The organism is Azorhizobium caulinodans ORS 571 (genome assembly GCF_000010525.1).
GTDB lineage: Bacteria > Pseudomonadota > Alphaproteobacteria > Rhizobiales > Xanthobacteraceae > Azorhizobium > Azorhizobium caulinodans.
In genome coordinates this window covers 1,200,373-1,213,522 of the sequence record NC_009937.1, presented here as the reverse complement: position 1 = coordinate 1,213,522, position 13,150 = coordinate 1,200,373, and the positions used below count along the sequence as shown (strand labels likewise).

Here is a 13,150-nt window from a genome sequence, read left to right as displayed (position 1 = left end):
TCGAGGACCGGCCCGCTCAGGCCGGCAGGGCCGACAGCGTGACGGTCTCTCCGTCCTGGGAGAAGCCGAGCACGAGGCCGCAGTCCTGCGCCAGTAGGCCGGCATAGAAGGGCTGCACCGCATGGGCGTCGAGCCCGCCTTCCGGCGGCACGCCGTCGAGCAGGGGCAGGATGGCCTGCGGGATGCGGGCGCTGACGCCGGTGGAGGCGATGGAGAAACCCATGTCGGGCGCCGCGCCCACGGCCGCCACCTGGATCACGCCGCCGCGCGGCACGGTCATTCCGGCCAGCAGCATCAGGTTCAGCAGCAGCTTCACCCGGTTCTTCGGCAGCAGCTCGCGCGGCAGCATCCAGTCAATCTTGGTGCGCGCGTCTTCCATCATGCCGCGCACCACATTCTCGGCATCGCCGAGATCGATGGTGGCACGGGCGGAGCCGGCGGCGCCGAAAGCAAGGCGCGTGAACTGGAGACGGGCGGACGCCTGCCGGGCGCTCTTGGAGATGAGGTCGAGGGCCACTTCCCGCATGTCGGGGGCGTCCTCGTCCTCCAGCACTTCCAGGCCGTTGACGATGGCGCCGACCGGGCTGATGACGTCGTGGCACACGCGCGAGCACAGCAGCGCGGCGAGATCGAGCGGCGAGACCTTGAGGGTGACGGTCGAGCCTGTGGACTCGGAAGACATGGCGTATCCGTTGGCGGTTCCGAAACGGCGACCGGGGCGAAGCCTTCGGCGCCTCCATCCATGATGCGGCGCAACCCGGCCCGCAGAACGGCGCTCGGCGCTCTGATATACCGCGAATTCGCCGGCTACAAGCGCGAGCGGGGCGCGGCGGCCCGGACGCAGCGACAGGGCGCCCTCTTCCCAAGCGGTCCCGCCCGGCCTAACAAGCGCCCTTTGACAGCGGGCTCCGCCCCGCCCCGGAGCGATTGCCGCCCATGACCGCCCCAGCCGACCTCACCTTCCTCGCCGCTTTGGCCCGCATCGCCCTCGACGCTGGCGCCGTCATCCGCCGGATCGAGGCGAACGGCATCCATGCGCGGGAGAAGGCGGACGCCAGCGTGGTGACGGATGCGGACGAGGCCGCAGAGGCACTCATCTGCCCGGCCCTGCGCACGCTCGCGCCCGGCACGCCCATCATCGCCGAGGAAGCGGTCGCCGCCGGCGGCGGGGTCGCGCCGGGCCGACGCTTCTTCCTCGTGGATCCGCTGGACGGAACGCGGGAGTTCGTCTCGGGCAATGGCGAGTACACGGTGAACATTGCCTTGGTCGAGGATGGCACGCCGCGCTACGGCATCATCTACGCACCGGCCAAGGGCCTGCTCTATGCGGGCGGCGACGGCGCCGCCTTCAAGGCGCTGCGCGCGCCGGAGGATGCGGTGGTGCCGGAAAGCTGGACGCCCATCCATTGCCGGCTGCGCCCCGCCGGGCCCATCCGCGTCTGCGCCAGCCGCTCCCATTCGGACCCCAGCACCAGCGCCTTCATCGGCGGCTTCGAGGTCGAGGATTGCGTCAACGCCGGCTCGGCCTTGAAATTCGGCCTGCTGGCGGAAGGCGCGGTGGACCTCTATCCGCGCCTGTCGCCGGTGATGGAATGGGATTCGGCGGCCGGCCACGCCATCGTGGTGGCCGCCGGCGGCAGCGTGCGCCGGCCCGATGGATCGCCCCTCACCTACGGCCATCCGGAAAACGACTTCCGCGTCAACGGCTTCATCGCGGAAGGCCGGCCCGTCGCCTGACGGCGGGCGCGGGCTGGCAGCGCGGGTTTGCGCCTCGCCTTGTCTGCGTCACAGTAGCGGGAAACGATCGCCTGCCGAATCGTAACGTCCCGCCCGTCGCCAACCGCGAGTTCCCCGCATGACCACACCGCGTTCTTCCCTGGCCCGCACCCTTGCCGGGCTTGCGTTCCTCGCGGCCCTGGCCAGCCCGGCTGCGGCTCAGCAGCAGCCCTATGGGTCGCAGCCCTATACGGCGCCGCCCCAGCCGCAGCCCTACCAGCCCCAGCAGCAGTACCAGCCCCGCCAGGGCCAGGGGCAGAACAGCACCTATTCCACCAACGAGCTGGTGGCGAAGGGCCATTCCTTCTTCGGCACGGTGTCCAAGGGCCTCGCCCTCTCCATCGAGAAGGCGGTGTCCCAGTGGGGCCAGCCCAACGGCTACATCCTCGGCCAGGAAGGCACTGGCGCCTTCGTGGGCGGCCTGCGCTACGGCGAGGGCACGCTCTATACCCGCAATGCCGGCGACCTGAAGGTCTACTGGCAGGGCCCGTCCATCGGCTGGGACTTCGGCGGCGACGGCGGCCGCACCATGATCCTCGTCTATAACCTGCGCACCGTGGACGACGTGTTCCGCCGCTTCGGCGGCGTCACCGGCTCGGCCTATTTTGTCGCAGGCTTCGGCATGACGGCCCTCACCGCCGACGACATCGTGGTGGTGCCCATCCGTTCGGGCGTCGGCGTGCGTCTCGGAGCCAACCTCGGTTATCTGAAATTCACGCCCCAGCCGACCTGGAACCCCTTCTGAGGCTTCAGCGTTGAGCGGCGCCATCGAAACGCCGCGTTGTAAACCAAGCGTGAGCCATTCGGCCTGCACGGCGGTGCTCTCAGGTAGCCTGCCGTGCTTTTGCATGGCATGAATGACAACACCGGCGGGCGGTGGAAAGCGCAGGTTTCACGTGATCGAACAGATCATGTTCTTCGGGTTGGGCGTGCTGAGTGCGACATTGATCGCGCTCCTCGTGCTGCCGGCTGTCTGGCACCGGGCCGTCCGCCTGACGACGCGGCGCGTCGAGGCCGCCGTGCCCATCTCCATCTTCGAGGTGCAGGCCGACAAGGACCAGCAGCGCGCGGCCTTCGCCGTCTCGCAGCGCCGGCTCGAACTCCAGCTCGACCAGGCCCGGAACACGCTGGTGGCGCAGGCCACGACCATCGAGCGCCAGCGCCAGCGCATCTTCAACCTGGAACAGCAGTTGACCGCCCAGAAGGCGGCGCACGAGGCGCTCTCGACCGCCCATTCCGACCTCGCAGCGCGCTTTGCCGCCGAGGCCGAGGCGCTGGCGGACCACCGCATCCAGCTCGAACAGGCCAATGCAGCCCTCGCCAACACCCGCACGGCGCTGGCGCAGACCACCCGCGATCTGGCGGACCAGACCGCACGCGCCGACGAGATGACGCTCAGCCTCGCCGAGCGGGACACCCGCCTTATCGCCCTCGACGGCCGCATCCTCGAACTGGAGAACACGCTGGCCGAGGCCCGTGCGCGCCAGGAGGAGACGCAGGCGAAGCTTGAGACTGCCGAAGCGCGGGGACAGGAGCTCGATACCCGGCTGGCGGAGGCCGGCGCGGCGCAGGCGACGCTCGAGGCGGAACTTGCCGAAGCCCGCACCGCCCTTGCCGCCACGCGGGACGAGAGCGCGGGCCGCGGCGGCGAACTGGACGCCCGCGCCGGCCGCATTGCGGAACTGGAGGCGGCGCTCGCGCTCTCGCAGGCGGAGATCGCAGCCCTGCGCAGCGGCCAGCACCTGATGGAACACCAGCGCGCCGACGATTTCGCGCGATCGGAAACCGACATCACCCGCCTGACCGGTGAACTCGACATGCTGAAGGCCGACCACGCCATGATGCGCGAAGCGTTGGAGCGCGCGCGGGCCGCCCGCAGCGACGCACCTGCCGGTGACGGGCCCGAGGCGCGGGCGCAGCTCAAGGACGCCATTCTCGATCTCGCCGCCAAGGTGGCGGCCCGTGCGGCGGAAACGCCCGGCTCCCCTCTCCCCGATCTGCTGGCCAAGGCGGAGCGCGAGGAGACGGGCGGGACGCTGACCCTAGCCGGACGCATCCGCTCCGCCCGACAGACGGAAGCGGCGAACGCGGAGCCGGATTATCCCCGCGCCCGGCAGGTCGCCGGAGAGTAGTCTTCAGGACACGGCCGGCGAACGTCGCCGGAGACCGCACAGCAGAACGGCGGCACCCGAGGGTGCCGCCGTCTTCATGTCGTCAGGCGTCTCGTCCGGAGAGGACCGCCGTCACCAGCGGCGGCAGACCTGAACCCAGCGCGGCGGCCCATAGGGGCGCGGCTGGCGGGTCCAGTAGCAGCCCGGACGGGGCGGCGGACCCCAGCCACGGGCCCACGGCGGCACGGGACCACGAGGCGGACCGGGCACCCAGTTGCAGCGCGCCGGCCCGCAGACCCAGGCCGCCTGCTCCACCGGCGCCGAAGTGACGGGCGCGGGGGCTGCGAGGGGGGAAATGGGGCTGGCCGCTTCAGCGGAAACGGTGCCGAACGCCAACAGGCCGAACACGGCCGCGGCGCAAATCCGGGCACTTTTCATCATGCTCTCCACAACAACTTGGAGCGTGTCGCTCGACGGCGTAACCCTGCGGCTTAGCGTTTGGTTCCCATAGAAACCCGCAAGCATTCGCCACTTCGGTTAACAGCCTCTAGCTCACCATGCGGAACGCTCTGTCCACAGGATCGATTGAATACTTTCGAATTCGGCGGAAGTAAGCCCCGCGATCGATCGGGCCGTGCGAATGGAATACGTCTTCTGTGTCTTTCATGTCGCACTGCACCGAAGGCTCGTCGCACCGCGCCCACGGAAGGCCGAGCTTGCGGCCGATGGAATTCCCTGCGAGGGATAGACCGAGGCAGTGTTCCGAGTGGCCGGATGATCGACAAACTTGAATATCTCATTGCTCTGGCCCGCGAACGGCACTTCGGCCGGGCGGCGGAAGCCTGCGGCGTGACGCAGCCGACACTGTCGGCCGGCATCAAGCAACTGGAGGATACGCTCGGCGTACTGCTGGTGCAGCGGGGCTCGCGCTTCATGGGCTTCACGCCCGAGGGCGAGCGCACGCTGGAATGGGCCCGCCGCATCGTGGCCGACAGCCGCGCCATGCGGCAGGACATCGACGCGCTCAAGCGCGGCCTGTCCGGCCCGCTGCGCATCGCCGCCATCCCCACCGCTCTGCCCATGGTGGCGGCGCTGACCACACCCTTCCGCGCCCGTCATCCGGACGTGCGCTTCACCGTCATCTCCTCGACCTCCATCGAGATCCTCAACCATCTCGAGAATCTGGAGATCGACGCCGGCCTCACCTATCTCGACAACGAGCCGCTCGGCCGCGTGAATACCGTGCCGCTCTATCGCGAGCGCTACCGTCTCGTGACCTCGCCGGGCGCCAAATATGGCGACCGCGAGCAGGTGACGTGGGCGGAAATCGCCGAATTGCCGCTCTGCCTGCTGACGCCCGACATGCAGAACCGCCGCATCGTGGACGGACTGCTCGCCGCCTCCGGCGCGGTGCAGAAGCCGACGCTGGAGAGCAATTCCATGATCGTGCTCTTCACCCATGTGCGCACGGGCCAGTGGTCCAGCGTCATGCCGGCGATGCTCGCGGATTCCCTCGGCCTCACCTCCGAGCTGCGCTCCATCCCCATTGTCGAGCCGGAGATCACCCACTCCATCGGCCTCGTGGTGCCCCACCGCGAGCCGACCACGCCCCTCACCGCCGCCCTCGTGGCCGAGGCCCGGCGCATCGCGCCGCGGCTCAACCAGGATCTCGGCATGGGCCGCGATCCTGCCCTGGCGACGCTCACGCCCTGAACGACGAAAGGCCGGGCGGGTTCAGCCAGCCCGCCCGGCCTTTTCGTTATTCCGACGGTCTGACGCTCAGGCCGCGCGGATGGTGGCGAGGAAGCTCTTCATCTGGCTCTGGAGCGAAGCGGCGCGCCCGGCCAGTTCCGAGGACACGTCCAGCACCTGCCGCGCGCCATCGCCCGTCTCGCCCGCCGCCTGCGCCACGCTGGTGATGATGGAGTTCACCTCGTTCGCGCCCACGGACGCCTGGCTGATGTTCTGCACGATCTCCATGGTGGCCTGCGACTGCTGCTCCACCGTGGTGGAGATCTGCCGGGCCGCCGTGTTGATGTCGCGGATGGTGTTCATCACGTGGTCAATGGCCGCCACCGCCTGATTGGTGGTGCCCTGGATGCTCGCCACCTGCTGCGCGATCTCCGTCGTGGCCTTTGACGTCTGCTCCGCGAGGCCCTTCACCTCGGAGGCGACGACGGCGAAGCCCTTGCCCGCATCGCCCGCGCGTGCCGCCTCGATGGTGGCATTGAGGGCAAGAAGATTCGTCTGGCCGGCGATCTGCGAGATGAGATCGACGATGGTGCTGATGCGCGCCGCCGCCTGATTGAGCTCCATGATGACGCCGCTGGCGTTCTCCGCCTCCGTCACCGCCGACTGCGCCTTGTTGACCGAATGCTCGACCTGGCGGCCGATCTCGCTCACCGAGGAGCCCAGCTCCTCCGTCGCGCCCGCCACCGCCGCCACATTGGCGGAGGCCTGCGTCGCCGCCGAAGAGACCGAGGTGGACTGGGACAGCGTGGTGGACGCGGAATAGGACATGGCCTGCGCCGTCGCCTCCATCTGTGTCGCGGACGAGGAGACGGCGGCGACGATGGCGCCCACCGAGCGCTCGAGATCATCCGCAAGCTTCAGCATGCCGGCGCGGCGCGCCTCTTCCGCCTCGCGGGCGATGCGCTTCGCATCCTCCTCCAGTTCCTTGTTGCGCTGGAGGTTCTCCTTGAAGAACTGCACGGCGCGGGCCATCTCGCCGATCTCGTCGCCGCGATCGAGGCTCCCCACCTCGGCTTCGGTATCGCCATCGGCAAGGCTGCGCATGGTGTCGTTGAGCTTCTGGATCGGCCGCGTCACGCGCAGGAGGGTGAAGGCAAGGCCGGCGACGACGATGAGCGCCGAGCCGATGAGACAAGCGAGCGACAGGAAGAAGTCGGCGCGGGATTCCGAGACCACGGCCTCCGCCCTCTGTACCAGTTGGTCGAGCGCGACATTGGCCACCTCCACCACCAGCCCGGCCTTCAACGTGTTTTGCACCTGAAGGTCCTTCGCGGCGATGGGCAGCGGCTTGCCGGCGGCCAGCGTGTCGTAGGCGGCCTTGGTGTCTTCCCAGACCTGCCCGGTGAAGGCAGCTGTGTTTGCCTTGTTGAAAGCCTCACGCACCGCGGGGGCCATGTCATCAGCATTCACCGCATCCTGAAGCACGCTCCAGAAACTGGCCGTCTTGCCCCGCTCCTCGAAGGCGAGACCCGCCTCAACCGGGGTGAAGCCGCGATTGGCCGCCACCACCGTCTCCAGTCGCACAAGCGCCGCGCCATACTGTGCCCGTGCCGCCCAGGCCGCGCGCTTGACCGCCAGATAGCGGTCCACGCCCTTGTCCGCATTCAAGATGGAGGCGTCCACCGCGTCGGTGGTCGCTGTCAGGGCATTGAGGAAATTCTGGTAGGTGGTCTGCGACGCCCCGTGCGACTGCGGATCGCGGGCGGACTTCGGCCGCCCGGCATCCGCATCGAGACGCGACTGGAGCGCCACCATGGCGTCATGCGCCTGCTTCAGCGCCGGAAGCGTCGAGATGGGCTTGGCGATGCCGGCGGCCTCGATGGAAGCGACGAGCGCCCCGTATCCGGCCTCCACCGTCTTGCGATAATTGGCGATATTGCCGGTGATGGCGGCATCCGCCGGGCCTTCGCCGGAGAGCGCGATGTTGAGCGAGCCGCGTTCGAGGCGCGTGCCGAGCAGGGTCTTCAGCGCCGTGCGGCTGGCCTGCGCCAGCGTCAGCACCCGCTCGGAGGCCGCCTGCCGCTTCAGCGCGCCGGCAAGATCAATGCCCGCATAGATGAAGACGATGACGCCCAGAACACCGAGGAAAAGGCCCAGCGACCACTTGATCGACAACCGGCTGGCGAAGCTCATATCCATCCCCACGCAAGAAGACGGATCGCCCGATGCGCGCACCGTCCGCACGACGGCCGCGCAAATCCTGAGGACCCGCACATTATTCCATAAGAACAACGCTGGCTTGCGCGAACCTGATGTAAATGGAGGTATCGAACCGCAATACTATCAGCACGACTGACGAATGCGCTGCACCTCGCCAGCTCAGATGCGATAGCCGCCCCGCAACATCTTGGGCCTGGCAAGACGAGGCGACTTCCCCAACGGCCGAAACCTCCGGCATGGCGACGAGACGTAGGGGAAGACTGAAGGCCGGAGCAGGCCAACGCTCCGGCCGGACGGGATCGACGTTCAGCGCGTCAGCGTCGGCGCCTCGCCCCGCGCGTCCGCCTGCGCCGTCCCGGACGCGGTGCCGGGCAACACCTCCACCGTCGCCGTGCGGCCGGCCACGAGGCGCGTGCCCTCGGGCACCGGATCGAGCGCGATGCGCACCGGCACGCGCTGGGCGAGACGCACCCAGCTGAAGGTGGGCGTCACATTGGCGATGAGGCTCGAGCCGTCGGAGCGCTCACGGTCCTCGATCGCCGCATCGATGCTGCGCACGCGTCCGGAGAGGACCGCATCCGATCCCATGAGCGAGATCTTCACGCGGTCGCCGGGCGCGATGCGGGGCAGCTTCGTTTCTTCGAAATAGCCCGCCACATAATAGGAGCCGGTGTCGACCAGCGCGGCGACGCCCGATCCGGCCGAGACGTATTTGCCCGGCCGCAGTTCGAAATTGGTGATGATGCCATCCACGGGCGCCCGCAGGGTGGAGCGCTCCAGATTGAGGGCGGCAAGATCGCGGTCGCTCTGGGCCTGCGCCAGCGCGGCCTTGTCCTGCGCCAGCGTCGTCTCCGCCTGCTCGCGGGCCTGGCGGGAGACCGCCATCTCGCTCAGCTGCTGGGCACGATCATAGTCCCGCTGCGCCTGCACGAGGGCCGCCTTCCGGCTGGCGAGCGCGGCGTCCGCCTGTTCCAGCGCGATCTGGAAGCGCTGCGGATCGATGCGCAGGATCGGGTCGCCCTTGCGGACCGCCGCATTGTCGTCCACCAGCACCTCGGAGACGAGGCCGGAGACATCGGGGGCCACCTCCACGACGGCGGCGCGGATCTTCGCGTCGCGGGTCCAGGGCTCCTCCATGTAATAGGACCACAGATAGTGGCCGGTGAGCACCGCCAGAACGAGGGCGGTGAGGGTGACGCCGATGCGCCCGGCGGTGGCGAGCATCCGTTTCATGATTGCGACCATTGCAGCGAGAGGGCGACGAAACCGCCCAGGACGAGGACGTAGAGGCACACGTCGAACAGCGCGCGGTGCCACACGAGGCGATAGAGGTCGGCGCGGTCGAGGAGCGGACGCAGCAGCGCCAGCGTCACGTAAGCGGCGACCGCCAGAACCAGCAGACGGGGAATGAACACCCCATGCAGATCGAGATCGGCCATCACACGGCCTCCTTCCAGACGGGTTCATGGACGGCGGACGGACGGAAGGCGGCGGCGCCCGGCACAAGGGCGCAGCGCAGCGCCACCAGCGCGGTGAGCGCCTCGTCCCGCCGTCCGCCGGACGGCAGGGCCAGAACCGCGCCGAGCGCATCATCGAGCGGCGGCGCGACGGGGGTCATGGCCTGATCGAAGAGCGTGCCCTCGCCCGCCGCGCGGGCGGCACCGGCGATGCGGCCGAGGAGTTCCTCCACCGCCCGGCGCGGCCCCGCCGGCAGCGCGTGGCGGGCCCGCTTCAGGTCCGCGACATTGATGGCGGCGATGACTTCGCGCAGGGCATGCCCCGCCTCGGGCGCGTCGGGGCCGGCCTTGGCGAGTCGGGGCACGATCAGCCCCAGCCGGTCCAGCATCCGCACCGCCAGCGGGTCGGCGCGCACCTGCGCCGGGCTCTGCGCGATGGCCGCGAGGTCCGAGGCATTGGCCCGCAACAGCCGTCCGATGGCCTGCTGCACCGTCATGGAGCGCACCAGCGTCGCGACCACCGCGGCGAACAGCATACCGATGACGGCGGCCATGTCGCCATTGAGCGTGGCGGCGAAATCGGCGGAGAAGCGCTCCTGAATGCCGATGAGCGCTGAGAAATTGAGGCACAGAGCAAGGCCCGTGCCGCCCCAGCCCGGCATGCTCATCAGCGTGCCGGCAGGCACCAGATAGAGCGCCAGCATGAATGTCAGCAGCGGGAAGCCGTCCGTGCCCGGCAGGATCACGAAGGCATAGAGGCAGACTGCGGCGATGGCCACCAGCAGGCCGCGCACGAAGGAGAGGATGCCCACCGCCGGATCGTCGAGCCCGGCCATGAGGCAGGCGGCCACCGCCACCATCTGCGCGCCGGTCGCGCCGTCGGCCCAGCCGCTGGAGATCCAGAAGGCGCAGAAGAGCAGGATAGAGAGCATCGCCGAGGCCCCCGACCAGACCGCGAGGCGCGGATCGCGATGCACCGTGCCCGCGGGCGGCAGGCGGCGGTTGCCGTCGAGGCTAGGTGGCAGCGCGGCCCCGCCGCTCTTCACGGCGCGCCAGAGGTCGCGGCACTGCTCGCGCACGTCCATGAAGAGGTTCAGGCGGTCGATGAGATAGGCCTGCTGGAGCGCGGCCCAGGCGGCATCGGGGCCGGTGTCCGGCTTGAGGTCCGCGAGACGCGCACGCAGCCATGCCGCCTCCTGCGCGTCCACCGCCTCGCCCGCCCGCGTCCAGGCCGAAAGGCGCTCCAGCACCTGCGCGAGGTCGTCGGTCAGGGCGCCGTCCTGCTTCAGGGAGGACACGCGCGCGGCAATGCCACCCAGCAGGGGCAGCAGCAGCAGCATGCGGCCGCGCAGCGCCTGCATCAGGCCGGTGGTGCCGCGAAACTGGGAATGGTCATAGGCAAGGTGCACCGACAGGCCGTGCAGTTCCGTCGCGTCGGCGGCCAGCCGGGCGCGCTTGGCGCGGGCCTCCGCGCCCGTCACGCCCGCGAAGGCGTCGAGGGTGAGCTCCCCCGCGTCCTTGAGCCAGGCATCAATACGGCCGGCGACCATCGGGCCCACGTGGCGCGGCAGCAGCAGATGGCCGAACAGCCCGGCGCAGGTGATGCCGAGCACGATCTCCTCCACCCGCGCCACCGCCGTGTCGAACACCGCGCCGGGATCGCTCACCGCCGGAAAGCCGATGAGCGCCACCGTGTAGCCCCCGAGCATGGTGACGTAGGACCGCGGGGTACGGTCGAGCAGCGAGACGGCGAGGCACCCGCCGACCCACAGCGCGAGGACGAGGCTGAGCAGTTCCGGGGCGTTCACGAGATTGGGCACCAGCACCACCGTCGCGGTGGCACCGATGATGGTGCCCAGCACCCGGTAGACCGCCTTGGACGACAGCGCACCGGACATGGGCGAGGAGACGATATAGACCGTCGCCATGGCCCAGAAGGGCTTCTCCAGCCCGCAGGACAGCGCGATGAAGAGCGCCGTCATGGCGGCGGCGAAGGTCTTCAGCGAGAAGATCCAGTCCGTCGCCCGTGGGCGCAGGCTGGCCAGCAGCGCGATCATGCGGCATCTCCCTCCGCTCCGGGCCGACGGGTCTCCGCCTCACGATCGAGGCGCCCCTCGACGGTGCGCAGCACATGGAGCGTGCGGGCGAGATCCTCCTCGGACACGTCCGCCAGCAGGCGCGCGCGCATGACCACAAGCGCATCCTCCGCCGCCTGCGCGCGGCGCTGCCCGAGCGGGGTGAGGTGCAGCACCTTGGCCCGGCGGTCTGCCGGGTCTTCCCGCCGCTCCACCAGCCCTTCGGCGGCCAGCGCATCGAGCAGGCGCACAAGCGAGGGGCACTCGATGCCGAGCGCCTCCGCCAGCGCGTTCTGCCGCAGTTCCCCGCGCTCGCGCAGCATGAGCAGCGGCAGAGCGGTCGCAAGGCTCAGTCCGTGGCCGACCAGGGCATGGTCCAGTTCCCGCCGCCATAGCCGGTGCACCTGAATGACCAGGCGCCCGAACTGGGTCGCGGGCGGCAGCGTGGGCGCGGAATATTTATAAGTCATGCTTTCTATTAGCACCCTAATTATTACGATGCAACCAATCCCTGCGGGGCGCCGCCCCGACCCCGATGCGCTCAGCGCACCATGAAGCCGATGGCGATCGCGTTGATGATGTCGATGAAGAAGGCCGAGACCAGCGGCAGGATGATGAAGGCCAGCGGCGCCGGGCCGTGGGTGCGCGTGACCGCCGTCATGTTGGCGATGGCGGTGGGCGTGGCCCCGAGGCTGATGCCGGTGAAGCCCGCCGCCAGCACGGCGGCCTGATAGGTCCGCCCCATGGCCGGAAACACCACGAACAGGATGTAGAGCACGGCGACGAGGCTCTGCAGCCCCAGCACCAGAGCCAGGGCCGGACCAAGTCCGCCCAGGGTCCAGAGCTGCATGCTCATGAGCGACATGGCGAGGAAGATCTTCAGCGACAGGTCCGAGATCAGCGCCAGCGCCGGCGTGCGCGCCGGCCACGGCAGGCGCGGCAACACCAGCGGCAGGAGGTTCGTGACCACGATCGCCACCAGTAGGCACACCACGAACAGCGGCAGCTTGATGCCGGTCTTCTCGACGATTCCCTCCAGCGAATAGGCGACCAGGATCACAACATTGAGCACCAGCAGCGTGCTCAGGATGTTGCGATAGCCCACCTCCCCGCCCTCCGGCTGGCCCGTCTCCTCGGGCAGGCCGACCATGGGCGCCTCCGCAGCCCCGCCACGCAGCCGGAAGCGCGAGATCAGCAGGCCGGCGATGGGGCCGCCGAGCAGGCTCGCGAGAACGAGGCCGAGGGTAGCGCTCGCGATCCCCACCTCCAGCGCGTTGCTGAGGCCGAAGCGCTGCGAGATGAGGGGCGCCCAGGCGATGGTGGTGCCGTGCCCGCCCACCAGTGACACCGAGCCGAGCAGCGGCGCCATGCCCTCCGGTAGCTTCAGCGCCGCCGCAGCGCCCAGCGCCACGGCATTCTGGAGACCGAGATAGACGACAGTGAGGACGAGCAGGATGACCAGCGGCCGCCCGCCGGCGCCAAGATCGGCAAGGCGCGCATTGAGGCCGATGCCGGTGAAGAAATAGAGCAGCAGCAGGTCGCGGGCCGCAATGTCGAAGGAGATGGCGAGGCCGAAGCCGTTGTGCGCCACAAGGGTCGCCAGTGCCGCAAGCAGTCCACCGGTCACTGCCTCCGGAATGTTCCAGCGGCGCAGCGGCGGGACGAGGTTGTTGAGCCCGGCACCGACGAAATAGACCACGATGGCGATGGTGAAGGCGATGAAGCCGGGAACTTGATAGCTCATCCGCCCTGCTCTCCGTGGCACCGGAGCCTTCTTATCGCCCGAACCGCCACGGGGATAAAGCGCCGGCGCTGCCGA

Annotated in this window: 12 protein-coding genes; 4 read left to right on the top strand and 8 right to left on the bottom strand. The window is 69.2% G+C overall.

Going from position 1 to position 13,150, the window contains the following annotated elements; translation table 11 throughout:
- Positions 1-16: 16 nt before the first annotated feature.
- Positions 17-682, bottom strand: coding sequence for a histidine phosphotransferase ChpT (gene chpT / locus AZC_RS05550; protein WP_012169614.1), 666 nt, complete (start codon positions 680-682; stop codon positions 17-19).
- Positions 683-936: 254 nt separating this feature from the next.
- Between chpT and cysQ the strand changes: the two genes are divergently transcribed.
- The 3 genes from cysQ (at position 937) to AZC_RS24265 (ending at position 3,908) form a co-directional block, all read left to right on the top strand.
- A complete protein-coding gene (gene cysQ, locus AZC_RS05545; protein ID WP_043878940.1) occupies positions 937-1,737 on the top strand; it encodes a 3'(2'),5'-bisphosphate nucleotidase CysQ in 801 nt (266 codons plus the stop codon).
- 118 nt (positions 1,738-1,855) lie between these two features.
- Positions 1,856-2,521 carry a DUF1134 domain-containing protein gene (locus AZC_RS05540; protein WP_012169612.1) on the top strand — a complete coding sequence of 222 codons (666 nt, stop codon included), beginning with the start codon at positions 1,856-1,858 and terminating at the stop codon, positions 2,519-2,521.
- A 151-nt stretch (positions 2,522-2,672) separates the two neighbouring features.
- On the top strand, positions 2,673-3,908 hold the full coding sequence (locus tag AZC_RS24265) for a hypothetical protein (protein ID WP_052285866.1): 1,236 nt from the start codon (positions 2,673-2,675) through the stop codon (positions 3,906-3,908).
- Positions 3,909-4,019: 111 nt separating this feature from the next.
- Here the strand turns inward: AZC_RS24265 and AZC_RS25410 are convergent, their stop codons facing one another.
- A complete protein-coding gene (locus AZC_RS25410) occupies positions 4,020-4,325 on the bottom strand; it encodes a hypothetical protein (RefSeq protein ID WP_148209806.1) in 306 nt (101 codons plus the stop codon).
- Between the two features lie 336 nt (positions 4,326-4,661).
- On the opposite strand from AZC_RS25410, the gene AZC_RS05530 reads away from it, so the two are divergent.
- A complete protein-coding gene (locus AZC_RS05530; protein ID WP_012169610.1) occupies positions 4,662-5,600 on the top strand; it encodes a LysR family transcriptional regulator in 939 nt (312 codons plus the stop codon).
- A gap of 66 nt (positions 5,601-5,666) precedes the next feature.
- Here the strand turns inward: AZC_RS05530 and AZC_RS05525 are convergent, their stop codons facing one another.
- The 6 genes from AZC_RS05525 to gltS all read right to left on the bottom strand — a co-directional run bounded on the left by AZC_RS05525 (position 5,667) and on the right by gltS (position 13,075).
- Complete coding sequence (locus tag AZC_RS05525; protein ID WP_043878939.1) at positions 5,667-7,772, bottom strand: methyl-accepting chemotaxis protein; 2,106 nt, start codon at positions 7,770-7,772, stop codon at positions 5,667-5,669.
- A gap of 333 nt (positions 7,773-8,105) precedes the next feature.
- Positions 8,106-9,032, bottom strand: coding sequence for an efflux RND transporter periplasmic adaptor subunit (locus AZC_RS05520; RefSeq protein WP_012169608.1), 927 nt, complete (start codon positions 9,030-9,032; stop codon positions 8,106-8,108).
- Complete coding sequence (locus tag AZC_RS05515; protein WP_043878938.1) at positions 9,029-9,238, bottom strand: DUF1656 domain-containing protein; 210 nt, start codon at positions 9,236-9,238, stop codon at positions 9,029-9,031. Before AZC_RS05515 ends, AZC_RS05520 begins: the two co-directional genes overlap by 4 nt.
- Entirely contained in the window at positions 9,238-11,313 is a 2,076-nt protein-coding gene (locus tag AZC_RS05510) for an FUSC family protein (RefSeq protein WP_012169607.1), read from the bottom strand. Before AZC_RS05510 ends, AZC_RS05515 begins: the two co-directional genes overlap by 1 nt.
- Positions 11,310-11,801, bottom strand: a complete 492-nt coding sequence (locus AZC_RS05505; RefSeq protein WP_081433907.1) for a MarR family winged helix-turn-helix transcriptional regulator — start codon at positions 11,799-11,801, stop codon at positions 11,310-11,312. Before AZC_RS05505 ends, AZC_RS05510 begins: the two co-directional genes overlap by 4 nt.
- A gap of 71 nt (positions 11,802-11,872) precedes the next feature.
- The gene (gene gltS, locus AZC_RS05500; RefSeq protein ID WP_043878937.1) at positions 11,873-13,075 is read right to left on the bottom strand and encodes a sodium/glutamate symporter; all 1,203 of its coding nucleotides are present in this window, start codon (positions 13,073-13,075) and stop codon (positions 11,873-11,875) included.
- Positions 13,076-13,150: the final 75 nt, after the last annotated feature.

Coding starts and splice junctions, on each gene's coding strand:
- AZC_RS05515 (WP_043878938.1), bottom strand. CDS start 9,238: ATGGCCGATCTCGATCTGCATGGGGTGTTCATTCCCCGTCTGCTGGTT.
- AZC_RS05540 (WP_012169612.1), top strand. CDS start 1,856: ATGACCACACCGCGTTCTTCCCTGGCCCGCACCCTTGCCGGGCTTGCG.
- chpT (WP_012169614.1), bottom strand. CDS start 682: ATGTCTTCCGAGTCCACAGGCTCGACCGTCACCCTCAAGGTCTCGCCG.
- AZC_RS05530 (WP_012169610.1), top strand. CDS start 4,662: ATGATCGACAAACTTGAATATCTCATTGCTCTGGCCCGCGAACGGCAC.
- AZC_RS05505 (WP_081433907.1), bottom strand. CDS start 11,801: ATGACTTATAAATATTCCGCGCCCACGCTGCCGCCCGCGACCCAGTTC.
- AZC_RS05520 (WP_012169608.1), bottom strand. CDS start 9,032: ATGAAACGGATGCTCGCCACCGCCGGGCGCATCGGCGTCACCCTCACC.
- AZC_RS05510 (WP_012169607.1), bottom strand. CDS start 11,313: ATGATCGCGCTGCTGGCCAGCCTGCGCCCACGGGCGACGGACTGGATC.
- gltS (WP_043878937.1), bottom strand. CDS start 13,075: ATGAGCTATCAAGTTCCCGGCTTCATCGCCTTCACCATCGCCATCGTG.
- AZC_RS05525 (WP_043878939.1), bottom strand. CDS start 7,772: ATGAGCTTCGCCAGCCGGTTGTCGATCAAGTGGTCGCTGGGCCTTTTC.
- cysQ (WP_043878940.1), top strand. CDS start 937: ATGACCGCCCCAGCCGACCTCACCTTCCTCGCCGCTTTGGCCCGCATC.
- AZC_RS25410 (WP_148209806.1), bottom strand. CDS start 4,325: ATGAAAAGTGCCCGGATTTGCGCCGCGGCCGTGTTCGGCCTGTTGGCG.